Consider the following 23,756-nt stretch of genomic DNA (forward strand, 5'->3'; position numbering starts at 1 on the left):
CTGATTTTCAGCAGGCTTTAGGTTTTATCATCAGCCTGTAGCCACCGTCAGCGGCGGGTTGCGCGTTATTTCCCAACGAATATAAATTGCGTCAATATAATAGCGATGAAATAAAAGCTTGCTTAATAAATCCCCCTGTGTGTAAATAGCGTCAACGGTTTGTAGTTAAGACCTATTTATGTAAGACATTTTAGTAAAGTAGTTCCTGGTTCAAGTGATATAGCAAATCCTTTCTCCGACGAATTTCCTTCTCTGATGCATCCATAAGTATTTCAAATAAAAACAGACCCCTATTGCCCTATGGCATCATAAAATAAAAACGAAGAAGGTATTTCCTATGTCTACTAAAATGACTGGTTTAGTAAAATGGTTCGACGCTGGTAAAGGTTTCGGTTTCATCAGCCCTGCAGACGGCAGCAAAGACGTGTTTGTTCACTTCTCTGCAATTCAGAGCAATGATTTCAAAACCCTGGACGAAGGTCAGAACGTTGAGTTCACCATCGAACAAGGCCAGAAAGGCCCATCAGCCGGTAACGTTGTCGTTCTGTAATGTCGCCAGATATTGAAAGTAATCACTCTGCAATAGCGAAGATGGGGCAAACCCGGAGCAGCCAGAATAATTAATTCAGTATCGACATGAATAATGACAAAAATAAGCCCTGGCCAACGCCGGGGTTTATTATTTAAAAGCTTCCAGAATTATTTCGGGAGCCACAACAGAAAAGCCGGTTAGCATATTTTATTCGTTTAGCCGTTTTTTCTGTTGTGACAAGGCCGTGCTCAGGCCGCGTAATGTTGGAGTGTACGATGAACGCTTACGCCATAATGTGACAGCCGGGAAAGCACCGGCAAATTCCCTTCATCCTTTTGGCTGGCTCTGCGTTGGCTGCCTTCACTCACCCCAGTCACATACTTATTGTATGCTCCCGGGGATTCGCTCCGTTGCCGCCTTGCTCCCACCCAAATGATTTCGGGAATTGGCTACGGTGTCTGTGTTTCAAAATCTAAAAATTTCCTGAAAAAAAGCCAAAAAAAAGCCCGCACACGGCGGGCAAAATAACAGGGTTCTACAGGGGTATTACACAGGGACTTAACACAGGAACATCACACAACATTTGATGGATTTAAGATAACAAACGCTGTGTATGGTTTTGTCATTGTCCGGTAATGTTACTCCAGTAGATGTAAGCCTTATTTGTCTGCGTAATGACCAATGATCTGATCTATTTTGGCGTCAGCCATCGCAATTCCCTTCTGTATCAAAGACTCAGAGCCGATACTCGCCAGCACAATAACCGCAGCAACAATCATTAATCCTTTCCAGGTCATGATTTTCCCTTCCGTTTGTCACAGTGAATGGCAGCATTATGCGGCGATACGCAAAGTATCGCCACCGGGCAGGGCAAAACAATGAAAAGGCGTTAAGCGCCTAAGTGGCCGACGGTGAAGTAAGTGACCAGGCCGACGATGACCAGCAGCGCAATCGCCGCAGCGGTGTAGAGGATGATGCGTTTGGGGCTGTAAAATGCCATAAAAATATCCTTATTTATCCGTGGTGTTCAACGTTGCTGGATTAGAAAAGTTCCATCATCAGTGCCATCACGTAGCCGATTCCTACAGAACCGCCCGCCATGATTAACCAAAATGCTGTTGCCTTCATTTCACACTCCTTGTGCGTGTTGCGGGACAAATCGCCCGAATGATCGATTTCAGGACGTGATTATAACAAACATATAATCCGTATGGATAATTATCCGTTCTAATTTTAGACACTTTACCGGAGTAAGGGTGGCTTTTGTGATCTTATTTCAGATAGTCGCTGCGGGAAGTCAGTTTGCTGTGTGCGCTGGAGTCCAGTGTGGTGGACGGGCGGGAACCGCTTTCGCTGGCTTTGCGGCTAAGTTCAGAAGCCACTTCCTGTGCGCTGGAAGGGTAAACCACGGCAAAACTGTTCATGGCGGTCATCGCCAGCATAAGACTGAAAAGAGCGAGGGTGGTGCGTTTCATTAACGGGTGTCCGGTCTGTTCACATTTGTTCATAGGATTTTCGTGAATCAGCAACCGGCTTTATATGCTTCACTCATAAGAAACGGGAGCAAATTATGCTCCCGTTCATCATTTATGATGCGTACAGCTGCTGCTTTACACGTGCTGGAGCGTATTATGACCGGCTTCTGATTTATTCGGTAAGCGAATCGTGGCAGAAAGAATCAGTGATACGATCAATAGTGCGGTGATGATGCTAAACGTTACTGCGAAGCCGCCGAACAAAGACGCCACCAGAGAAGCGAAGATGCTGCCGATACCGAAGCCGAGGTAAAGAAGACCGTAGTTTTTGGTCATGTTGTTCAGGCCGAAGAAATCGCTGACCAGTGAAGGATACACGGTGATGGTACCGCCGAAGCTGAAGGCCACACAGGCAACGGAGATGAAGAACATCGTTTCGTTCATGTGGGTGAACAACATCATGCTCATACCGGCCAGGGAAACGATCTGTGCGATGGAGATAACGCGGATACGCTGCATTTTGTCAGACAGAACGCCCAGAACCAGACGGCCGCTCAGGTTAGCAATCGCTATCACGGTCACGGCGTTCGCGGCGGTCAGTGCGTCGAGTTTAACCAAACTCTGGCCGATATCTTTTGCCACACCAATCACGTACAAGCCGCTCATGCAGGCTGTCAGGAACATCAGCGCCAGCATCCAGTATTGCGGAGCGCGCACCGCTTCAGCCAGCGTGAAATCACGGCTGTCATTGCTGCTATCGTTCAGGCTGTTTTCTTCGCGGGTCACATCGGCGGTTTGCTGTTTCGGCGCATCTTTCATCATCATCGCACCGACAATCACCATCACCATCGCCACGCCACCCCAAATCATGAAGGTGTTTTGCAGGCCTTCGGTTGCCAGTAAATGCCCGCAAACGAATTTGAATAACAGGCTGCCTAAACCGTAAGCACCGATTGAACAGGCTGAAATCAGGCCTTTGCGTTCAGGGAACCATTTTACGCAGTTGGTCAGTGTCAGCAGGTAACCGGCGCCATCCGCCAGGCCGACCAGCACACCGGCGCTGATGTACAACATGATCACGTTGTCAGAATGCGCGGTCAGGAAGAACCCGGCGGCCATTAGTAAACCGGCGGCGATAGTCACGGTACGTACACCGAAACGTTCCTGAAGTTTACCGGCGACGGAAGAGGCGAGAGCCAGACACAAGCTCAGGATCCCGAAAGTCAGTGCCACGCTGCTGATAGGTTCGCCCAGCTTCTCGGACAACTGGCCGTTGAACAGGCTCCAGGTGTAAACGGAACCCAGAGCAAGCTGAGTAAGAATGGTACCGACCAGTGTCAGCCAGCGGGTACGGTTGGTGTTCTGCATGCCAGATTTGTCACTCATAGCGGGTTCTCCCGAGCGAAGTAGATTCAATTAACTGTCGCTATGATAGTCCTCGTGAATAAACGCAGTTCATTTGCGGCGTGAGATGCATGAGTTGTGGAATGAAATGCATCTCACGAGGCATGAGTCGCCATTTTGGCTTCAAAAACACCCTGAAATTGGACTTAAAACGTGGCTGCAGCCCTTGCGGGGCGCGGGTTTTAGTTGATCTGGATCACTAATCCTTCAATTAACCTTTTCGTGCATTCTCACAAGTTTTGTTACAAACCTTTCGTTGTATCATTTGGTACATAACGTTGTGCTCACGGTCATTTGGTCGTACCCTTCCGGCACTTCCTCTTTTTACTTTCAGTGCTAATTAAATGACTTCTTCAGCGGAACGGGCGCGCGCGTCACATTTTCAACGTGCCCGTATTCTGACGCCATCGCGGATTTTTATTCTCAGCCTGCTGCTGTTACTGGGCGGAATCATGTATTCACTGACGATTGGCCGATATCCGATTTCATTTGCTGAGCTGATTGGTTTTTTCCATGCAGATGCGTCAGCACCGCGATATGGGCTGTTGCACAACATCATTATCGATTCACGCCTGCCGCGCATTCTGGCCGCGGTGCTGGTCGGTGCCGGTTTGTCCGTTTCCGGCGCGGCTTATCAGGCCGTATTCCGCAATCCTCTGGTGTCGCCCGGTTTACTCGGCGTGCTGAGCGGCTGCGCGTTTGGTGCATCGCTCAGCATTGTGTCCGGGCTGAACGGTTTGTGGATCCCCGCGCTGGCCTGTTTGGCCGGTTTACTGGCGGTCGTACTCGGCGTGGCGATTGCCAGCCTGTTTGCTTCACCGTCCATTCTTATGCTGATTCTGGGCGGCATTATCAGTAGTGCGCTGTTCACCGGATTGCTGTCGATCGTCAAATATGTCGCCGATCCGCAGGATCAGTTGCCAACCATTATTTACTGGATGTTGGGCAGTCTGAGTGCGGTAGACAATCATGCGTTGTGGGTGACAGCCCCGGTGCTGGTTATCGCGATTGCGCTGCTGGCGGGGCTCGGACGGGTGCTGGACGTCATGACGCTCAGCGAAGATGAAGCTTACAGCCTCGGTATTCCGGTTCGTTTTTATCGCTACGGCATTATCGTGCTGGCGACGCTGATATCTGCCCTGACTGTCAGCATTGCGGGCATGGTCGGCTGGGTCGGATTGCTGATCCCGCATCTGGCACGGCTGCTGGTGGGTGCGAGTAATGTCTGGCTGTTGCCGGTTTCAGTGTGTCTCGGCGGCTGTTTTTTGCTGTTGTGTGACGGGCTCGCACGCACGCTGGCTCCTGGGGAAATTCCGCTGGGGATCATTACCGAATTACTCGGCGCACTGGCGTTTATTGCTTTGCTGAAATACGTCCGCGGGGGCTGGCTATGATTATCTCCGCCCGCGATCTCTGCTATTCACTGCCTCAGCGCCCGCTGCTCAGCGATATCTCGTTTGATCTTTATGCCGGGGAATGCGTGGCGCTGCTCGGTGCTAACGGTGCCGGGAAAAGCACGCTGCTGAAGCTGCTTTTGCGGCTCTTGTCACCGGAAAGCGGCAGTCTCCGGCTGGCGGGAAAACCGCTGGAAACCATGAAACGCCGCGAAATCGCCCGGCATATCGCTTATGTGCCGCAACATCATCAGCCGCATTTTCCGTTTACCGCCTGGCAGGTCGTGATGCAGGGCAGGTTGCCGGTGAACGGCCTGGCTCGCAGCCCTTCGCCACGGGACATTTCCCGCGTTGAAAATGCGTTTGAAGAGAACGGTATTGCGCATCTGGCTTCGCGGATTTACACCCATCTTTCCGGCGGTGAGCGCCAGCGCGTGCTGATCACCCGCGCATTAGTGCAGGACACGCCGGTGATTTTGCTCGATGAACCGGTGAATGGCCTCGATTATGGCCACCAGCTGCATCTGCTTTCGCAACTTAAGACCCTCGCCTCGCAGGGCTACACGTTGCTGATGATTACCCATCAACCTGAACACGCACTGATGGCCGCCAGCCGGGCATTAGTGCTGCATGAAGGTCGGCTGATAGCCGACGGTGTGCCATCCGATGTCGTGGATAGTGCGCTGATTTCCCGCATTTATCAGGCACAGGTACAACAAATCGACCTGAACAGCGGACATCGTTTTTTTATTCCTTAAGGGATTGATTACAAATGCAAAGAAAAATAAAAGCGCCGTTAGTGGCTGGCGCCTGTGGTCTTCTATTGTCTGCAGGTACTGCGCTGGCCGCAGTAACGACCGACACGATGACTGTGAATGGCAATGTGAAAAATGGTGAAACGGCGTCGGGTGACCCTTCGGCCTCAGATTCACAAACCGCGACCGTCGGCGTTCTGGGCAAACGTGATGTGCTGAATACGCCGTACTCCGTGCATTCTGTGCCGGAAAGTATCATTACCCGCCAGCAGGTAAAAAGCGTCAAAGACGTTTATAAATATCTGCCGTCCGTGCAGGGTGACGGCGCCCGCCCGCAGACGCGCGGGATCCAGGGCAGTGTGGTGCAAAACTCTATGATCGACGGCCTGAACGTCGTCTCCACCACAGATTATCCGGCCGAGCAGTTCCAGCAGATTGAAGTGCTGAACGGGCTGGCGGGATCGCTTTACGGCCCGGCAAACCCGGCAGGGATGTTTAACTTCGTTTCCAAACGCCCGGGATATACCACCAAAAACAGCATTACGCTGGGAATGGGCACCGGGATTTCCGGTCTGGGTGCTCTGGATTTAAGCGGTCCGCTTGATGATGGCGAACGTGTTCGTTACCGGCTGAATCTGCTTAACGATCAGGGCGGCAGCTATACCTCCGGCAGCCGCAAGAAACGTCAGCTCGCCAGCCTGGCGCTGGATTTTCAGCTGACGGATCAAACCGTGCTGGAAACCAATTTTAGCTATTACCGTTATGAGGAAAAAGGCTTGCCGGGCACGTTTGCGCTGGCAAGTGGCGTAGCCTTCCCGAAAGCCATGAACCCGACGCAGCGTAACCTGGGGCAAACGTATGCCGGGAATGACAACCACACCAGCACTTACAGCGCTCATCTTAAACATGATTTTGATGGCAACTGGCAGTCTGATATCGGTTTCCTGCATCAGGTGGCTGACCGTCAGTCCACGGCGGTGACCAATACGCTGGTCAACAATAAAGGGGATTACAAAACTACGGTATCCAGCGCCACGGCGACCCGTTTTGTGATCAACAGTTATATGGCGACGTTGAACGGTTCACTGAATACCGGCTGGCTACAGCATGATTTATCTTTCGGTATGCGCGGTTTTGTGTGGAAAAACTATAACCCGATCAACGGTGGTACGGCGACGCTGGGCAGCGGAAACATTAATAATCTGCAAAGTTTCCCTGAACCCGCATATCCGGACTTCTCTAACCGTTATCAGTCTGCAACCAGCACTCAGCAGGCGTTTTCCGTCGGTGATACGCTGACCTTCTCGCCAAAATGGAGCCTGCTGGTGTCGGGCAGCGAAAGTTTCCTCACCTCTGCCAACTACGCCAAAACCCGTCAGCGCACCAGCGATTCGAACGACAGCGGTTTCAGCGGTTCAGCCAGCCTGATGTATAAGCCGGTTGAAAACCTGACGCTCTATACAACCTATGCCGACAGCCTGCAACAGGGCGATACAGCTCCGGCTGGTTCGACCAACGCCGGGCAAATCACCGCGCCTTACCGCAGCAAACAGATTGAAGTCGGCAGCAAACTGCGCGTCGGCAAGACCAATCTGTCGGCGGCGCTGTTCCAGATTGATCGCCCGTTTGCGTACACGCTGGAAGACGGCGAATTCGCCAACGACGGCAATCAGCGTAACCGCGGCCTTGAGCTGATGGCCGACGGCAACGTCAGCCGCGACGTGCATATTTACGGCGGCGTGACGATCCTCGATCCGAAACTGCGCGATACGGCGTCCTCTTCCAGCGATAACAAACAGATCGTCGGGTTATCCCGCGTGACCGCAAACCTGCTGACCGTCTGGAGTGTGCCAGCCGTCGAAGGTCTGGATCTGGATACCAACGTGCATTACGTCGGCAAACGTCCGACAGACAATGCCAACGACAACTGGGTCGGCAGTTACGCCGTCTTTGACGCCGGCAGCAGCTACCGCACGCGCCTGTTCAATACCAACACCACGTTCCGGTTTGACCTGACCAACCTGACTAACCGCCATTACTGGACCAACATCGTGCCGGGCGGCCTGAACGGTTACAGCGGCGCGGGCAATGCGTCCGCACAACTGGGTGCACCGCGTATGGCGCAGGTTTCCATGCAGCTCGAGTTCTGAGGATAAAATGAAATTACCGACACGTTTGATTCTGGCGGGCGCGCTGAGCCTGCTAAGCCTGAGCGGCTACAGCGCCACCCGCGAAGTGACTGATGATGCGGGCCATCAGGTTATTCTGCCCGCGAAAACTGACCGGATCGCCGACGCCTGGTACGCACATCATTCTTTGCTGATGACGCTGGGCGCGGGCGGCAAGATTGTGGCGACGGTCAATCATCCGGAAAGTCAGCCGTGGATGTTCCGCGTTCAGCCTTCGCTGAATCAGGCGTTGTCGGTAAAAGGCACCACGTTTAATGCCGAAAGTTTGCTGGCGGAAAAAGTGGATGTGGTGTTTGTCAGCGCGGGCAACCGGGATGCGGTGGCCTTGCGGCAGGCGGGTTTACCCGTTATCGAAATGAAATTTACCGATTTTGATTCAATGAAACATTCCCTGCGTACAACCGCGCAGGTGCTGGGAACGCCTCAGGCGGCGCAGCGTGCCGGAGATTACATTCATTATCTTGACGACAATCTTCAGGCCATCAGCGCAAAAACGGCAAGTCTGACCCAACAGCAACGCCCGCGAGTGCTGCACATTCAGTCACTTAATCCGCTGAAAGTCGATGGCAGCGATACGCTGATTGACCAGTGGATCCGCGTCGCCGGTGGCCGGAATGCCGCCGAAGGGCTGAAGGGCAACATGCAGCCGGTTTCTGCCGAGCAACTGCTGGCGTGGCAACCGGATGTGATCATTCTGGCGGCCAGCGCCGGGGATATCTCAACCTCCGCTTATGCCAGCCAGTTTGCATTGCTGGACGCAGTGAAAGCGGGGCGTGTGTGGCGAAATCCGGCAGGTGTTTTCCCGTGGGATCGCTACGGTACCGAAACGGCATTACAGATCCAGTGGGTTGCACAAAAACTGCATCCGCAGCTTTTCCCGACGCTGGATATTGTGAAAGCGACGCAGGATTTCTACCGCCGGTTCTTCGATTATCCGCTGACGCCAGGGGAAGCGGAGGAGATTATCGCAGGAGAGTTTTGAGGGCGAAATCAGGCGAGGATATATATTTTTCCTAATGTCATTTTTTCAAGGTTTTCGCCACTGATGCGGGGATACACTTCCGGCGTGCATGAGGACGTATGCATATGGCTGTTGACGAATGTCAACGGGTGATTATACTACAGCCACAGGAGGCCAATGAAGGCGCATCCTAATAAGCATATTCACGCAGCCGTTGAATATGCCATTTCTAAAGGCTGGCATTTTGTCGCTGGCGGCAGCAGTTCACACTGTTTCGGACGGGTTCGTTGCGGTATTCCTGCACATCGCGAACATATGATGAGCATCTGGTCTACCCCGCGAAATCCGGAAAACCATGCCGTGCAAATTATCAGAAGGGTTGATCATTGTTCTCCTGATAAGACATAACACTCAGGCGGGAAACCGCCTTTTTAGCAATTATCCGGACAACGAGGTTTTGTGGCACCTTTTAACTTCACGCTGACGCTTTCAGGCGTTACATCTGATACAGAAAAACTGGAAGATGCGCTCTTTGAGAGCGGCTGCGATGACGCGCTGATTTCTTTCTATGGAACGTCGGTCTATCTGGAATTTGACCGGGAAAGCACTTCATTCGCGAAAGCGCTGCTGACGGCGATCCGGGATATTGAATCTGCGGGCCTGAATGCACGTGTCGAGTCGGTCGATTCGGCGCTGGTCGGGCTCAGCGATATTGCGGAGCTGACCGGGCTGACCCGCCAGTCGGTGGCATTATTGAAAGACGGATCTCGCGGATCCCGTAATTTCCCTAACCCTGTTCAGCGGCTCAAAGGAAACTCACCGCTCTGGCGCTGGAAGAGTGTGGTGGATTGGCTGGTCGCAGAGGGAAGATTACCCGCCGGAGATCATCGTGTGGAAGGTTCCCGCATCCTGGAAAATATCAATCTGGCGCTACAGTTACGTTCTTCTTCTGAGCCCAAACAGGTTAAGCAATTTGCACACCTGCTTGAGCATCAGAATGAAATGACTGATTTGTAATACGTACTTATAAAACTTCTGCATTCAGCGCCGCATTGATTGCCGCCGCGACGCCGGTGGGATTTTCCCACATCATCGAATGACCTGCCTGCGGTACCACGGTGGTATGCACACCATGCTGAGGCAAAATCGCGACATCAGGTTCTGGCAGTGAAAACTCGCCAAACAAAACGGTGGCCGGCATTTCCAGGTTGTAGAGCTGTTCGCGCCACGACGTCGGTTCGCCATTGACCAGCCCGACGGCTTGGCGGTGAATGGCCAGCGGAGACGCCACGCTCATCGATCCCGCCCAGACGGGATCATTGCTGCGCACGGCGACATTAATCAGATGCGCGTGGCCTTTAGCCAGATAGTCTTCTTCTGAATATTCCGCGACTGCGCGGCTGAATATTCCGCCGCCTGCATCGAGATTGGGTTCAGCAACAATCAGGCGCTGAATCAGGTCAGGCCGCTGCGCCGCTACCATGATGGCAATACTGCCGCCCATGCTGTGGCCGATTAAATTGACCTGCGGTACGCCGAGGCTTTCCAGTAATGCGATGACGCACAGCGTATGATCCTGCAGGCTGTAGCTGAAATCCTGCGGTTTATCACTGAAACCGGAACCGGCTAAATCCAGCAGGAACGAACGGCGCGGGCGCAGTGATGCATCGGTCGCGACGCGTGGGAAATCGCAGGATGCCGCGCATCCCAGACCGTGGATAAAGACCAGCGGGACGCCCAGACCTGACAACTCATGGAAACGTAAGACCATTTCCGTTCCGGGTACTTTGAAAGATTTCATCTCAATCCTTTGTTAACTGCTCAAGTGCAATCTGCGGATTATAGGCAGGATTCTTCTGAGCAGCAGTACAAAAAACAAGTAAACGAACAGAGCCATCCGTTTTACTTCGAAGTGTTCACGCATTCATTTATCAGATTTCTGTTTCAGTTAAATTTTGGAATATTCCCGACCGCCTCCGGCGGGGTAATCAGTAGCGATAATCGTCAGCGGATCCTCTGCATGTAGCTTCATATTTGTCTAAAAAAACGCCGTTCATACCGCGTACAGTCCCGAATTTGGCTTAAAGTATTTAGCCCGTGAAAATATCTTTTGCGGGCTCTTTTCATCGGGCAGCCAAGTGATAGCATGGAACTCTTGCTCACTTTATGGATTTATCTGATGGTCAGGTTAGGCGGTTGTGTGGCGGTTGTCTTGGCGCTGGCGTCGTTTTCAGCATCGGCTGTCACGCAGTATCAATGTGTTTTAACGCATCATACGCAGTCGGATGACGGCAATGATGTTTCTGAAGTTGTGAATAAAGATGCGCGTGTTTATGACGCCGGAAATACGTTCAGTTTTTCCCCGGACGGCAGCAAAATGGTGACCAGTCCTGAACTGACGGACATTATCGGTAAAGACAATCAGCCGATGAAAGCCGGTGCGCAGGATAACCTGATGTATATCCATGTAAAAGACAGCTTCGTGGTTGCGACGCAAACCGAAGGTTATGTTTATGGCGACTGCAAGGTCAACACGGCGAAGTGATGCGCGGCATATTTCGCCGGAATAACCTGTCGTTAATAAATAGAAACACTCCTGCCACTTCATTAGCACACTTCTTATAGTCGCCCGTTTCCCGACGGGCTATCCTTGCGCACTTTTCCAGCCCCGAATTTTTCTTTTTTTCGCCCGCTTTAAGAAGCAGACAATAAAGGTATTTGCCCGCTTATGGCCTTACTTAACGACGAAATCCGCGACCATACCGCAGAGTCCGTCCTTTTCGTTCGTCGCGCCGTGATCGCGTTTCTGGTTGTGGCCTTAATGTCTGCCGCTCTGGTCTTCAATCTGTATCATTTGCAGGTCGGAATGCATGATTTTTACCAGACCCGCTCGAATCAGAATGACATCAAAATGCTGCCGATTGCCCCGAGCCGCGGGTTGATCATGGACCGCAATGGCGTGGTGCTGGCGCAAAATATTACGCTTTACCAGATTCAGGTGATCCCCGGAAAAGTGCCGGATCTTAAAGCAACCCTGAATGCACTCAAACCCATTGTCGATCTGACGCAGGACGATCTGGACAGCTTCCATGACGCGATGATTCATGGCCGTCACTTCGCGCAAATACCGTTAAAACTGGCGCTGACCGACGTCGAAGTCGCCCGTTTTTCTGTGAACCAGTTTGATTTCCCCGGTGTTTCAATCAGTACTTATCAGCAGCGTCGTTATCCGTACGGTGCGGAGCTGGCGCATGTCGTCGGTTATGTGTCGAAAATCAACGATAAAGACGCGAAACGCCTCGATGAAGAAGGAATTGCGGAGAACTACGCGGCTGACCACGATATTGGTAAGCAGGGCGTTGAAAAGTATTACGAGAATATTCTGCATGGCCGCACGGGTTATCAGGAAGTGGAAGTGGATAACCACGGGCACGTCGTGCGCCTTCTCAAAGAAGTGCCACCGCAGGCCGGGCAAAATATCTACCTGACGCTGGATCTTGGTTTACAGCAGTACATTGAAAAAGTCCTGAAAGGGCAACGCGCCGCCGTGGTGGTGATGGATCCGCGGGATGGTGGCATCAAAGCAATGGTCTCGAGCCCGAGTTATGATCCGAATCCGTTTGTGAACGGAATTTCCAGTAAAGAATACAGCGCGTTGCTGAAAAACCCGGATCTGCCACTGATTAACCGCGTGACACAGGGACTGTATCCTCCGGCCTCGACGGTGAAACCGTTCATGGCAACGTCTGCCTTATTTGAAGGGGTGATTACACCGCAAACCACTTTCTTCGGCGCACCGACCTGGACGCTGCCGGGCACCGAGCGTCATTACCGCGACTGGCTGAAAACCGGCCACGGCCTGCTGAATGTCACCAAAGCTATCGAAGAATCCGCCGATACGTTCTTCTATCAGGTGGCGTATGAAATGGGCATCGACCGCATTCATACCTGGCTGAGCAAGTTCGGTTACGGGCAGTCCACCGGTATCGATCTCGACGAGCAATATAATGGTGTTCTGCCAAGCCGCGAATGGAAGATGAAGGTTCATAAAAAAGGCTGGTATCAGGGAGATACCGTTTCGGTGGGTATCGGCCAGGGTTATTGGGTTGCGACGCCAATCCAGATGGTGCGTGCGCTCAGCGCGCTGGTGAATAACGGCAAACTCGAAACGCCGCATCTGCTCTATTCTTCAAAAAGCGGCAAAGTGATTACGCCCTATAAAATGCCGCCGACGCAGCAAATTGCCGATGGCAAATCGCCAATCTGGGGAATAGTGAAAAACGGTATGTTCGGAATGGCGAATTTCCCGAACGGTACAGGTTATAAACTCTTCCACACTGCGCCTTATCAGATAGCCGCAAAATCAGGGACGTCTCAGGTATTCAGCCTGCGCGAGAATCAGGTCTATAACGCCAAAATGACGCCTGTCCGCCTGCGCGACCATATTTTCTATACGGCATTTGCGCCCTATAAACATCCTACAGTAGTGATGGCGCTTATTATGGAGAACGGTGGGGGCGATGGCGTGGTCGCCGGGCCGACGGCGCGCGCCATTCTTGACCATATCTTCCTGCCGCCGCAGGCCACGATGTGTGACCCGGCGAAAGCAGACAATCCGGCAGACTGCGAACAACCGGTACCAACCCCGAATTCACTGGGGTTCAGCGAGCACTGACAGGCTCTTAATCAATCACTGATAACGTGATGTCATTAAATGGCGACAGATGCAGTTTGTTGTGTCGCCATTTGGCGACATTTAAGCAAATGATTAAAAACAACTTTATATTTAAGTAAAAAACATGTTGGGAAATGACGACAGCAAGCGTGATTTTTATGCAAAGATCGCAGCCATTTTTTGAATGAGATCTTCACTGATAAATAAAAGTTGTTAACTATCAGTTACATGTAATTTAAATATTATAACTGGCACGCTTCGTGCTATATTCTGGCAGTTGCTCATTCACCTGATTATGACTTGCTCACGCGAAAGCGTTGATATGCTCATAATGCCCGAATGACGCCAAAGAAACGGTGCCTATCGTTCACCCGACCGATAATCGTTGCGTAAGCACGTTATCAAGCATCGAACGACACGTTGAGTGAGGCACCACCTCTTCCGGTTTGCTGGATATCCATCAGGATATCCAGCAATACCACTCCTTCGGATGCTTCCTGTTTCTTTCAAATCCTCTTTCACAATCTCTGTGACGCACTGGCTGTTCAAACCGTTGTCAGTTAGCATGCTTTATCTGTGGAAAATGAGATGAATGCGTTGAAAAGAGGACGTTTATTCCCCGGTTCTTTACGTCAGCTGGTATTGATGGCGTTCCTGTTAGTTCTGTTGCCGTTACTGGTGCTGGCCTGGCAGGCTTATGACAGCCTCGACCAGCTCAGCCGTCAGGCGGCGCATATTAACCGCACGACATTAAGCGATGCGCGCCGCAGCGAATCCATGTCCAGCATCGCGCTGGAAATGGAACGCAGCTACCGCCAGTATTGCGTTCTCGACGATCCGACGCTTTCCCGCCTTTATCAGAATCAGCATAAACAATATTCGCAGCTGCTGGATGCGCACGCCTCTGTTCTGCCGGATTTACGTTACTACCAGACGCTGCGCACATTGCTGACGCAGCTGACCGAACCCATCTGCCACAATAATGCGCCGGATAATGACTCTTCCGCGCGGCTGGAAAATTTTTCGCGCACGAATGCCGAAATGGTTCAGGCGACCCGTGAAGTAGTCTTTTCCCGCGGCCAGCAACTTCAGCGTGCGATTGCCGAACGCGGCCAGTTCTTTGGCTGGCAGGCGCTGGTGCTGTTTCTGCTCAGCGGCGCGCTGGTGGTGCTGTTTACCCGTATGATTATCGGGCCGGTGAAGGGCGTGGAGAGAATGATCAACCGGCTGGGCGAAGGGCGTAATTTGGGGGATGTCACGCGGTTTAAAGGCCCGCGCGAAATCCGTTCTCTGGTGCAGCGTATCGTCTGGCTGAGTGAACGTCTGGCGTGGCTGGAATCACAGCGACACGAATTTTTACGTCACATTTCCCATGAGCTCAAAACGCCGCTCGCCAGCATGCGCGAAGGCACGGAGCTACTGGCCGATGAAGTCGCCGGACCGTTGACGCCGGATCAAAAAGACGTGGTGGCGATACTCAACAGCAGCAGCCGTCACCTGCAAACGCTGATCGAACAATTGCTCGATTACAACCGCAAACTGGCGGATGCGCCCGCGCTGAGCGTGGCTGTCGATCTGAAAACCTTAGTGAATGACGTCGTGATAGCGAACAGTCTGCCCGCGCGCGCCAAAAAGATCCGCAGCGAAGTCGTTATCGAAGCGTCACAATGTCTGGCGGAACCTACACTGCTTAAGCGCGTGCTGGATAATCTCTATTCCAATGCGGTGCACTACGGGGCTGAATCCGGTACTATTTGGGTCCGTAGCCGGGAAGAAGCAGGGCGGGTGGTTATTGAGGTGGCAAACACCGGAACCCCGATCCCCGAAGCCGAGCGCGCGATGATTTTTGAACCTTTTTACCAGGGTAGCCAGCAACGAAAAGGGGCTGTAAAAGGCAGCGGTCTGGGATTGAGCATTGCTCAGGACTGCATTCGCCGCATGCATGGAGAGCTGCAACTGGTTGCCGTTGAAGGTGCGGACGTTTGTTTTCGCATTGAATTGCCCCTGACGGCTGAGAAAAATTGATAATGATCCTATTTGCAGGCTGGTGCGGCCAATGAACGCATTAACCTTTATGTCGAAATTCGTTTCCCGTCTGGTGCGCGCCGTCGCTCGCCGCCGGGTTCTCCTTCTGAGTGCGCCACTGGCGCTGGCGGGCTGTGTGCAACATTCCGCCGATAACCGTTATTACCAGCAAGTTTCCGACCAGATTGTCCCTGACAGCAAAGTGATCGACTTCCGCATCGCACCCTGCGAAACCCTCTGGGCGCTTGATGACAGCGAAGCGATGACCAACTCACTGTACTGGCTGCGGGCGATGGATTGCGCCGATCGTATGAGCGATGCACAGGCGCGTTTCCAGGCGCAGCAAATTTCGGCGACCAACTGGCAGCAGGCTTTCAAACAAAGCATTCTGCTGTCAGGTGCTGAACCGGATCAACAACAGCGCCGCGCATTGCTGGCTAAAGTGAGCGAATTCCGTGGTCAGATGCCGGGATCCATTCGTCCTCTGGTGCAGTTGTGGCGTGAGCGTCAGAATCTGCAAGTTGTGCTCGGTGATGAAAAAGCCCGCAACGCACGCCAGCAGACTGTCAATGAAGACAAACTTCAGCTGATGACTGCCGAACAACTGGTGCTGGAAAATAATTTAGCCGATACCCGCCGCAAGCTGGAAAACCTGACCGATATCGAGCGTCAGCTTTCCTCGCGTAAGCAGATCCAGGGCGATCTGCCGGACAACGACGCGACCTCGTCGTCAAAACCGGCCACCGGATCCACGGTGAAACCGGCAGAAACCTACGTGCCGCCTCCAAAGGAATCGAACGCAAAATGACGATACGTAAAGCAGCCAGCCTGTTGCTGGTGGACGACGATCCCAGCCTGTTAAAGCTGCTGGGCATGCGTCTGACCAGTGAAGGTTTTCGTGTCACAACCGCTGAAAGCGGTGCTGAAGCGTTGCGCGTATTGCACCGTGAACGAATCGATCTGGTGCTGAGCGATTTACGCATGGATGAAATGGATGGCATGGCGTTGTTCGCTGAAATCCAGAAATTCCAGCCGGGAATGCCGGTCATTATTCTGACGGCGCACGGCTCGATTCCCGACGCGGTTGCCGCCACACAGCAGGGCGTTTTCGGGTTTCTCACCAAACCGGTCGACCGCGATGCGCTGTATAGAGCCATTGATGAAGCACTGGCACAGTCCAGCCCGTCGGTGGATGAAAGCTGGCGCGAGTCGATTGTAACCCGCAGCCCGTTGATGTTGCGTTTGCTGGAGCAGGCCAATATGGTCGCGCAGTCTGACGTCAGCGTGCTGATCAACGGCCAGAGTGGAACGGGTAAAGAAGTGCTGGCACAGGCGATCCACGGCGCCAGCCCGCGCGGAAAGAACGCATTTATCGCCATCAACTGCGGCGCGCTGCCGGAACAGTTGCTGGAATCTGAATTATTCGGCCACGCCAAAGGCGCGTTTACCGGTGCGGTCAGCAGCCGTGAAGGGCTGTTCCAGGCAGCCAACGGCGGTACGTTGTTCCTCGATGAAATCGGCGATATGCCGCTGTCATTGCAGGTCAAACTGCTGCGCGTTTTGCAGGAGCGTAAAGTCCGCCCGCTGGGCAGCAATCAGGATATCGACGTCGATGTGCGGATTATTTCTGCCACGCACCGCGATTTGCCTAAAGCGATGGAAAAAGGCGAGTTCCGCGAAGATCTGTTTTATCGTCTGAACGTCGTGAGCCTGAAATTGCCAACGCTGAGCGAAAGGGCGGAAGACATTCCGCTACTGGCAAATCACCTGCTTCGCGTGGCGGCGCAGCGGCACAAGCCGTTCGTCCGCAGTTTTTCCACCGATGCGCTGAAACGGCTGATGGCGGCGAGCTGGCCTGGCAATGTGCGTCAGTTGGTGAACGTGATTGAGCAATGTGTTGCGCTGACTTCTGCGCCGGTCATCAGCGAAGCGCTGGTTCAGCAGGCGCTGGAAGGCGAGAACACTGCGCTGCCGACGTTTGCCGATGCGCGTAATCAGTTCGAACTGAATTATCTGCGTAAGTTGCTGCAAATTACCAAAGGCAATGTGACGCAGGCCGCCCGTATTGCCGGGCGTAACCGCACCGAATTTTACAAGTTGCTTTCCCGCCACGAGCTGGAAGCCACGGATTTTAAAGAGTAACGGGAATTTACTTTCAGCGGCATCGGGTACATTCCTGCCGCTGAACTATGATACCTTTAGCGCCTTCGCATGCTACGGCATCCGAAACCAGACTGTGAACCATGCTGCCGCTCAGGAAGGCGGAGAGCAAACGAATGATTATAAGGGTCCGCCATGAAAAAGATTGATGCGATTATCAAGCCGTTCAAACTCGACGACGTCCGCGAAGCACTGGCTGAAGTTGGGATCACCGGGATGACCGTGACCGAAGTGAAGGGTTTTGGTCGTCAGAAAGGTCATACCGAACTGTACCGTGGTGCGGAATACATGGTCGATTTCCTGCCAAAAGTAAAAATCGAGATTGTGGTGGCAGATGACATCGTGGATACCTGTGTTGAAACTATCATGACTACCGCGCAGACCGGCAAAATCGGCGATGGCAAAATCTTCGTGTTCGACGTGGCGCGCGTAGTGCGAATCCGCACCGGCGAGCAGGACGAAGAAGCTATCTGATTTCATTGCGCGTCTGAAACAGAAAAGGCTGACATTGCGTCAGCCTTTTTGCTTTTCAGTGCGGGTATTCTCAAAGTCAGATGACTTTATGCGGGCCGAAACATTCGTAGTGAATGTTGGCTTCGGCAATGCCCAGTGCCAGCAGTTGTTTTGCGGCAAACTGCATGAAGCCCACCGGACCGCACAGGTAGAAGTGCATCGCCGGATCACTGATTTTATCGCTGACTTTGCTCAGATCCATAAAGCCTTGGTATTGAAAATCTTCGCCTGGCAAGTCATTCGTCCGGGGCTGGTTATACCAGACATGGCTTTCCAGTTGCGGCAGATGAGTCTGCGCGCTTTTCACTTCACCGGCAAATGCATGAACCGCGCCATTTTCGGCGGCGTGAAGCCACTGAACAGGCGCTTTATGGCCACGCTGCGCCAGCGTGTTGAGCATGCCTAACATCGGTGTCTGACCGACACCGGCGGAAATCAGCGCGACCGGTGTGGCCTCGCCGACATCCATAAAGAAATCGCCGTGCGGTGCGGCAACATGAATGATGTCGCCCGGCTGCGCAAAGTGATGCAGGAAGTTGGACACCGCGCCCTGACCTTCACGTTTTACCGCGATGCGGTACGTTTTGCCGTTCGGTGCCTGCGTCAGGGAATACTGACGGATTTCCTGATTTTCCAGGGAAGCATCGCGGATATACACCGCCAGATATTGTCCCGGCTGGAAATCCACTACCGGCAATCCGTCTACAGGTTCCAGCAGGAAAGAGGTAATCAGTTCGCTTTGCGGCTGTTTTTCCACAATACGGAATTCACGGGTGCCGCTCCAGCCACCGGTTTTTTCGGCGCTTTCTTTATAGATTTCTGCTTCACGATTGATAAATACGCCCGCCAGAACGCCGTAGGCTTTGCCCCACGCATCCAGCACTTCCTGACCCGGACTGAACATTTCATCCAGAGTCGCCACCAGATGACCGCCGACAATATCGTATTGCTCAGGCCGGATCATGAAACTGGTATGTTTTTGCGCGATACGTTCAACCGCCGGTAACAGTGCAGCCAGATTTTCAATATTGGTGGCATAGGCGCAGATGGCATCAAACAGCGCCTGACGCTGATCGCCGTTGCGCTGGTTGCTCATATTGAAGATGTCTTTAAGCTCGGGATTGTGTTCGAACATGCGGTCATAGAAGTGTGCGGTCAGTTTCGGGCCGGTTGCCGCAAGCAAAGGAAGGGTGGATTTAACGGTAGCGATAGTGGCTGAATCAAGCATAGTGAACTCCGTGTCTTTTTAAATTTCATTAAACATGTATTTTAAATGCATCTTATATAAATCCACAATTTCTGTAAACACCCCCTAAAGGGGTAAGGGCTTTTTAAGGTGACGTGTGCGGTGAGGGCTGAGTCACAAAGCTGAAATTTGAGCATGTTCAGTTGAAAATTTATCCCTTGATTATGGGTTGAGGTTCGCAGATCAAAGCCTTGCTGTATCTGGAGCCAATCGTTTGCTTAAAAACCTGAAACTGACCCTATCCGAAGGCGGCCTAAACATTTACACTGTTGCGCAGAACCCGGAAGGGGCGTTTATTTTTAGTTTGTTGAGTCAGGAGATGCGGATGTTAAAGCGTGAAATGAACATTGCCGATTATGATGCTGAGCTGTGGGCAGCAATGGAAAAAGAAGTTGTTCGCCAGGAAGAACATATCGAGCTGATTGCGTCAGAAAACTATACCAGCCCGCGCGTTATGCAGGCTCAGGGTTCGCAGCTGACCAACAAATATGCCGAAGGCTATCCGGGCAAACGTTATTACGGTGGTTGTGAGTACGTCGACATCGTTGAACAACTGGCTATCGACCGCGCAAAAGAATTGTTCGGTGCAGATTTCGCTAACGTTCAGCCACACTCCGGCTCACAGGCGAACTTCGCGGTTTACACCGCATTGCTGCAACCGGGCGACACCATTCTGGGGATGAACCTCGGCCATGGCGGTCACCTGACACACGGTTCACCGGTCAACCTGTCCGGTAAACTGTATAACGTAGTGCCTTACGGCATCGACGAAAGCGGCGACATCGACTATGACGACGTTAAGCGTCAGGCCGAAACACACAAACCAAAAATGATCATCGGCGGCTTCTCAGCCTTCTCCGGTATCGTTGACTGGGCAAAAATGCGCGAAATCGCAGACAGCGTTGGCGCGTACTTCTTCGTCGATATGGCACACGTTGCCGGTCTGATTGCGGCGGGCGTTTACCCGAACCCGGTTCCGCACGCGCACATCGTGACCACCACTACGCACAAAACGCTGGCTGGCCCGCGCGGCGGTCTGATTCTGGCGAAAGGCGGTGACGAAGAGTTCTACAAAAAACTGAACTCCGCCGTCTTCCCTGGCGGCCAGGGCGGACCGCTGATGCACGTGATTGCCGGTAAAGCGGTAGCACTGAAAGAAGCGATGGAACCTGAGTTCAAAACTTACCAGCAGCAAGTGGCTAAAAACGCCCAGGCAATGGTGGCTGTGGTTCTGGATCGTGGCTACAAAGTGGTTTCCGGCGGCACGCACAACCACCTGTTCCTGATGGATCTGGTTGATAAAAACCTGACCGGTAAAGAAGCCGATGCTGCACTGGGTCGCGCTAATATCACCGTCAACAAAAACAGCGTGCCAAACGATCCGAAGAGCCCGTTCGTGACTTCAGGCGTGCGAATCGGTACTCCGGCTATCACCCGTCGTGGCTTTAAAGAAGCTGAAGCGCGTGAACTGGCTGGCTGGATCTGCGACGTGCTGGACAACGTGAACGATGAAGCCACTATCGAACGCGTTAAACAGAAAGTTCTCGACATCTGTGCACGCTTCCCGGTTTACGCGTAATATTTGCGAAGCCGTAAAGCTGCTAAAACCCGCTCCGGCGGGTTTTTTTATGGGCATGTATCAGAATTTGTGAGCTGGCAGACATTACTGGAGTAAGAAAGCGTCTGCGGATTGCTAGCGATTGTGAGCTTTGTCAAAGTATTGGCCTCACACCGGAGGATTTATGGAATTGCGTTCCACGCGCTGGCTTGCACTCAGTTATTTCACCTATTTTTTCAGTTACGGTATTTTCCTTCCCTTCTGGGGTTTGTGGCTAAAGGGCGAGGGCATTTCCTCCGAAAGCATCGGCCTGTTGCTTGGCGCTGGTTTAGTCGCCCGTTTTCTCGGCACGTTAATCATTTCGCCTTCCATCAAAGACCCTTCGCATCTCATCACCGGTTTGCGGATCCTGGCGTTGCTCACGCTGGCGTTTGCGGTCGGCTTTTGGTTCGGCAACGGCTGGGCATGGCTGATGATCAACATCGCCGGTTTCAGCCTGTTCTTCGGGCCGCTGGTGCCGCTGACCGATGCGCTGGCGGGCACGCTGCAACGCCAGATCAATATGGATTACGGCAAAGTACGCGTCTGGGGCTCGATTGCGTTTGTGATTGGCTCGGCGGTCACCGGCAAACTGGTCGAGGTTTACGGCCACAACGCGATTTTATATACGCTGACGGCTGGCGTGGCGGCCATGCTACTGGGGATGTTGCTGCGCCCGAGTGTGAAACCGGTCGGTGAACCACGAACCAGCGGCGCACCGGCCATTTCATGGAAAGCATTGCTCGGCGAAAAACCGGTCTGGCGGTTCCTGTTATGCGTGACGTTATTGCAGGGCGCACATGCCGCTTACTATGGTTTCAGTGCGATTTACTGGCAGGATGTCGGCTATTCCTCTACCACCATCGGCTATTTGTGGTCGCTGGGCGTAGTGGCGGAAGTGCTGGTCTTTACCTTCAGCAAACAGCTTTTCAGCCGCTGGTCGGCGCGGGATCTGTTGTTACTTTCCGCCATCTGCGGCGTGGTGCGCTGGGGAATGATGGGCGCGTTCACCGGGCTGCCGTGGCTGATTATGATTCAGATTTTGCATTGCGGTACCTTCACTGTCTGCCATCTGGCGGGAATGCGGTTTATCGCGGCGCGTCCGCGTGATCAGGTGATCCGTCTGCAATCGGTGTATTCCGCGCTGGCGATGGGCGGCGGCGTGGCGGTGATGACGATGGTTTCCGGCTTCCTGTTCGAGCATCTTCACGCCGGATTATTCTGGGTGATGGCGCTGCTGGCGGTACCGGCGATTTTCCTGCGTCCGCAGGTCACGCCGTCCGCACCGGAGGCGTCAGCCAGCTAGGGCGCTTCGAGCAGCGAGCGGATACGTTTTCGCTGCTCTTTCGCCAGCGGCAGTTGAGTGTGGATGACTAAAGGATCGGCGTCGGTGCTGCGGATGGCGTAAGGTGTGACAATCATCGCCACGCCGCCCGGCGCGCCGAACTGATAAAAATCTGCCAGCGTCTGATACTTGATATTGAGCGGCAGCAGCGTGGCTTCGCGCAATTGCTGCTCGACTGCTTCTTCCAGCTGCGGATTGTTATGCGTCAGCAGCAAAATCTGTTTTTCCTGCAAGGCATTTCCCTGCATCAGCCAGGCGCCAAACGTAATCGCCACCAGCCCGATTTCATCTTCTGAAAGACTGATCAGGTATTCGTGTTCAAACCCTTTCAGCGCTTCGCGCGTGGTGCGTACCAGACGCGGATACATCCTGTTCACTTCTTCCTGCATCAGATTATCGATACCAATACCGAAATGGCAGCGCTCAATGGCCGGGCCGAGATGCGCGAAAAGCTGGCCGACCAGCCCTTCGTAGCTGCTGAATTTCATGCCGGCGATTTCCTGAAAGCGCGCCACCATATTTTCAATTTCCAGCAGCAGACGCTGATCTTCCGTCGAACCGGAACTCTGGTAACTGTGGTTTTTTAACATGCGCAGCATCAGGGTAAAAAATTCGCACTCGCAGTCATCCAGCAATCCGTTACTGAGGCTTTGCAGCTGAACATAAATTTCACGCGCTGCTGCGTATTCCGGTTTTTCCCGCAGCCAGCGGCGCTGTTGTTCCGTGAAATTTAAGCCGGTGGGGCGGTCGTTTTGCCATAAACAATACTGGAGGCAAATCTGCATCAGCTGGCGATCGTGCCCGCTGAGCGGTTTGGGCAACAGCGCGCCGCAATCTTCCAGGATCATGCCCAGAATGTCGGTGCGCAGCGCGGCCTTCGGGCAGGTCTGGCCCTCAAACGCGATGTGCAGCCAGGGAATAAAGTGGCGGGAGACGAAATCCGGTGAAATACGTAAGGTGCGGCGTAAGCCCTGAAATAAACACAGACGCTGGGCGAGACTGTCACCCTGAATACGGCACTGTTTTTCACTGTACTGCAACACATCCAGGTGATGGATGCGCTGAATTTCACAGGTCACTTCCGCCAGATCTTCCCAGGTTGTGGCCAATCCGACGCCGTTAATTTCACTGATGATCTCCAGCTGAACCGCCGTCAGCGGCGCGTACAGCATCAGCAACACGTGGCAGCGGCGTTGCGTAGCGGAAAGCGCAGGGGAGGGCTGTTTTTCTGGATTCATATCACCTGCCAAAAAGGTATCGCCTGAAATTATTAGTCAAGCATAGCAAAGCGGATGCCCGCAATAAGGCCGCGGGATTGGGTTTTACTCCGGCTTACAACTCAGATCACAGATATTTTTGACGACTGCTTAATTGCACAGCAAAATAGTGTTACTAAGTAACAATATCATGGCACTTTATAGGGATGTGACTTTGAATCCGAACAGGAACCGGCCCCTTTTTCGTAATGCAAAACGTCATGCAAAA

Annotated in this window: 21 protein-coding genes; 15 read left to right on the forward strand and 6 right to left on the reverse strand. The window is 53.0% G+C overall.

Translation table 11 applies throughout. From position 1 onward, the window contains the following. Positions 1-337 precede the first annotated feature (337 nt). Positions 338-550: an RNA chaperone/antiterminator CspA gene (gene cspA, locus M2403_RS08960; protein ID WP_101076387.1), complete on the forward strand. Its 213-nt coding sequence runs from the start codon at positions 338-340 to the stop codon at positions 548-550. A 641-nt stretch (positions 551-1,191) separates the two neighbouring features. Here the strand turns inward: cspA and M2403_RS08965 are convergent. The 3 genes from M2403_RS08965 to M2403_RS08975 form a co-directional block, all read right to left on the reverse strand. After that, a complete protein-coding gene (locus M2403_RS08965; protein ID WP_165058520.1) occupies positions 1,192-1,329 on the reverse strand; it encodes a hypothetical protein in 138 nt (45 codons plus the stop codon). 474 nt (positions 1,330-1,803) lie between these two features. Next, positions 1,804-2,007, reverse strand: a complete 204-nt coding sequence (locus tag M2403_RS08970; protein ID WP_217153528.1) for a hypothetical protein — start codon at positions 2,005-2,007, stop codon at positions 1,804-1,806. 135 nt (positions 2,008-2,142) lie between these two features. Further along, a complete protein-coding gene (locus M2403_RS08975) occupies positions 2,143-3,393 on the reverse strand; it encodes an OFA family MFS transporter (protein ID WP_217153529.1) in 1,251 nt (416 codons plus the stop codon). 362 nt (positions 3,394-3,755) lie between these two features. On the opposite strand from M2403_RS08975, the gene M2403_RS08980 reads away from it, so the two are divergent. The 6 genes from M2403_RS08980 to M2403_RS09005 all read left to right on the forward strand — a co-directional run bounded on the left by M2403_RS08980 (position 3,756) and on the right by M2403_RS09005 (position 9,727). Further along, positions 3,756-4,805 carry an iron ABC transporter permease gene (locus M2403_RS08980; protein WP_152324594.1) on the forward strand — a complete coding sequence of 350 codons (1,050 nt, stop codon included), beginning with the start codon at positions 3,756-3,758 and terminating at the stop codon, positions 4,803-4,805. Further along, positions 4,802-5,563 carry an ABC transporter ATP-binding protein gene (locus tag M2403_RS08985; protein WP_165058516.1) on the forward strand — a complete coding sequence of 254 codons (762 nt, stop codon included), beginning with the start codon at positions 4,802-4,804 and terminating at the stop codon, positions 5,561-5,563. The genes M2403_RS08980 and M2403_RS08985 overlap by 4 nt, the downstream gene beginning before the upstream one ends. Before the next feature lie 14 nt (positions 5,564-5,577). Continuing rightward, complete coding sequence (locus tag M2403_RS08990; protein WP_371819791.1) at positions 5,578-7,710, forward strand: TonB-dependent receptor; 2,133 nt, start codon at positions 5,578-5,580, stop codon at positions 7,708-7,710. Between the two features lie 7 nt (positions 7,711-7,717). Continuing rightward, a complete protein-coding gene (locus tag M2403_RS08995) occupies positions 7,718-8,731 on the forward strand; it encodes an ABC transporter substrate-binding protein (protein WP_208950486.1) in 1,014 nt (337 codons plus the stop codon). 156 nt (positions 8,732-8,887) lie between these two features. After that, positions 8,888-9,118, forward strand: coding sequence for a hypothetical protein (locus M2403_RS09000; protein WP_152324591.1), 231 nt, complete (start codon positions 8,888-8,890; stop codon positions 9,116-9,118). Between the two features lie 51 nt (positions 9,119-9,169). Further along, entirely contained in the window at positions 9,170-9,727 is a 558-nt protein-coding gene (locus M2403_RS09005) for a DNA-binding protein (RefSeq protein WP_152324590.1), read from the forward strand. A 7-nt stretch (positions 9,728-9,734) separates the two neighbouring features. Here the strand turns inward: M2403_RS09005 and M2403_RS09010 are convergent, their stop codons facing one another. Further along, on the reverse strand, positions 9,735-10,511 hold the full coding sequence (locus M2403_RS09010) for an alpha/beta fold hydrolase (protein WP_152324589.1): 777 nt from the start codon (positions 10,509-10,511) through the stop codon (positions 9,735-9,737). A 345-nt stretch (positions 10,512-10,856) separates the two neighbouring features. Here M2403_RS09010 and M2403_RS09015 point away from each other — a divergent pair, with 345 nt between their 5' ends. The 6 genes from M2403_RS09015 (at position 10,857) to glnB (ending at position 18,044) form a co-directional block, all read left to right on the forward strand. Continuing rightward, the gene (locus tag M2403_RS09015) at positions 10,857-11,255 is read left to right on the forward strand and encodes a hypothetical protein (RefSeq protein WP_229893528.1); all 399 of its coding nucleotides are present in this window, start codon (positions 10,857-10,859) and stop codon (positions 11,253-11,255) included. A 183-nt stretch (positions 11,256-11,438) separates the two neighbouring features. Next, positions 11,439-13,385, forward strand: coding sequence for a penicillin-binding protein 2 (mrdA, locus tag M2403_RS09020; protein WP_152324588.1), 1,947 nt, complete (start codon positions 11,439-11,441; stop codon positions 13,383-13,385). 588 nt (positions 13,386-13,973) lie between these two features. Beyond that, positions 13,974-15,410: a HAMP domain-containing sensor histidine kinase gene (locus M2403_RS09025; protein ID WP_152324587.1), complete on the forward strand. Its 1,437-nt coding sequence runs from the start codon at positions 13,974-13,976 to the stop codon at positions 15,408-15,410. Between the two features lie 31 nt (positions 15,411-15,441). Further along, positions 15,442-16,218 (forward strand): two-component system QseEF-associated lipoprotein QseG, encoded by a 777-nt coding sequence (gene qseG, locus M2403_RS09030; protein WP_235937325.1) that lies wholly within the window; start codon positions 15,442-15,444, stop codon positions 16,216-16,218. Beyond that, positions 16,215-17,552 carry a two-component system response regulator GlrR gene (gene glrR, locus M2403_RS09035; protein ID WP_152324586.1) on the forward strand — a complete coding sequence of 446 codons (1,338 nt, stop codon included), beginning with the start codon at positions 16,215-16,217 and terminating at the stop codon, positions 17,550-17,552. The genes qseG and glrR overlap by 4 nt, the downstream gene beginning before the upstream one ends. A gap of 153 nt (positions 17,553-17,705) precedes the next feature. Further along, positions 17,706-18,044 carry a nitrogen regulatory protein P-II gene (gene glnB / locus M2403_RS09040; RefSeq protein ID WP_013574351.1) on the forward strand — a complete coding sequence of 113 codons (339 nt, stop codon included), beginning with the start codon at positions 17,706-17,708 and terminating at the stop codon, positions 18,042-18,044. Positions 18,045-18,120: 76 nt separating this feature from the next. Here the strand turns inward: glnB and hmpA are convergent, their stop codons facing one another. Beyond that, positions 18,121-19,311, reverse strand: coding sequence for an NO-inducible flavohemoprotein (gene hmpA, locus M2403_RS09045; protein ID WP_259228968.1), 1,191 nt, complete (start codon positions 19,309-19,311; stop codon positions 18,121-18,123). A gap of 343 nt (positions 19,312-19,654) precedes the next feature. On the opposite strand from hmpA, the gene glyA reads away from it, so the two are divergent. Both glyA and M2403_RS09055 read left to right on the forward strand, forming a co-directional pair. Then, positions 19,655-20,908: a serine hydroxymethyltransferase gene (glyA, locus tag M2403_RS09050; RefSeq protein WP_152324584.1), complete on the forward strand. Its 1,254-nt coding sequence runs from the start codon at positions 19,655-19,657 to the stop codon at positions 20,906-20,908. Positions 20,909-21,071: 163 nt separating this feature from the next. Beyond that, positions 21,072-22,232 carry a 3-phenylpropionate MFS transporter gene (locus M2403_RS09055; RefSeq protein ID WP_152324583.1) on the forward strand — a complete coding sequence of 387 codons (1,161 nt, stop codon included), beginning with the start codon at positions 21,072-21,074 and terminating at the stop codon, positions 22,230-22,232. Here M2403_RS09055 and csiE read toward each other — a convergent pair. Then, complete coding sequence (gene csiE / locus M2403_RS09060) at positions 22,229-23,509, reverse strand: stationary phase inducible protein CsiE (RefSeq protein ID WP_152324582.1); 1,281 nt, start codon at positions 23,507-23,509, stop codon at positions 22,229-22,231. The genes M2403_RS09055 and csiE overlap by 4 nt on opposite strands. Positions 23,510-23,756 lie beyond the last annotated feature (247 nt).

The organism is Rahnella sp. BIGb0603 (assembly GCF_024808755.1).
Lineage (GTDB): Bacteria > Pseudomonadota > Gammaproteobacteria > Enterobacterales > Enterobacteriaceae > Rahnella > Rahnella contaminans.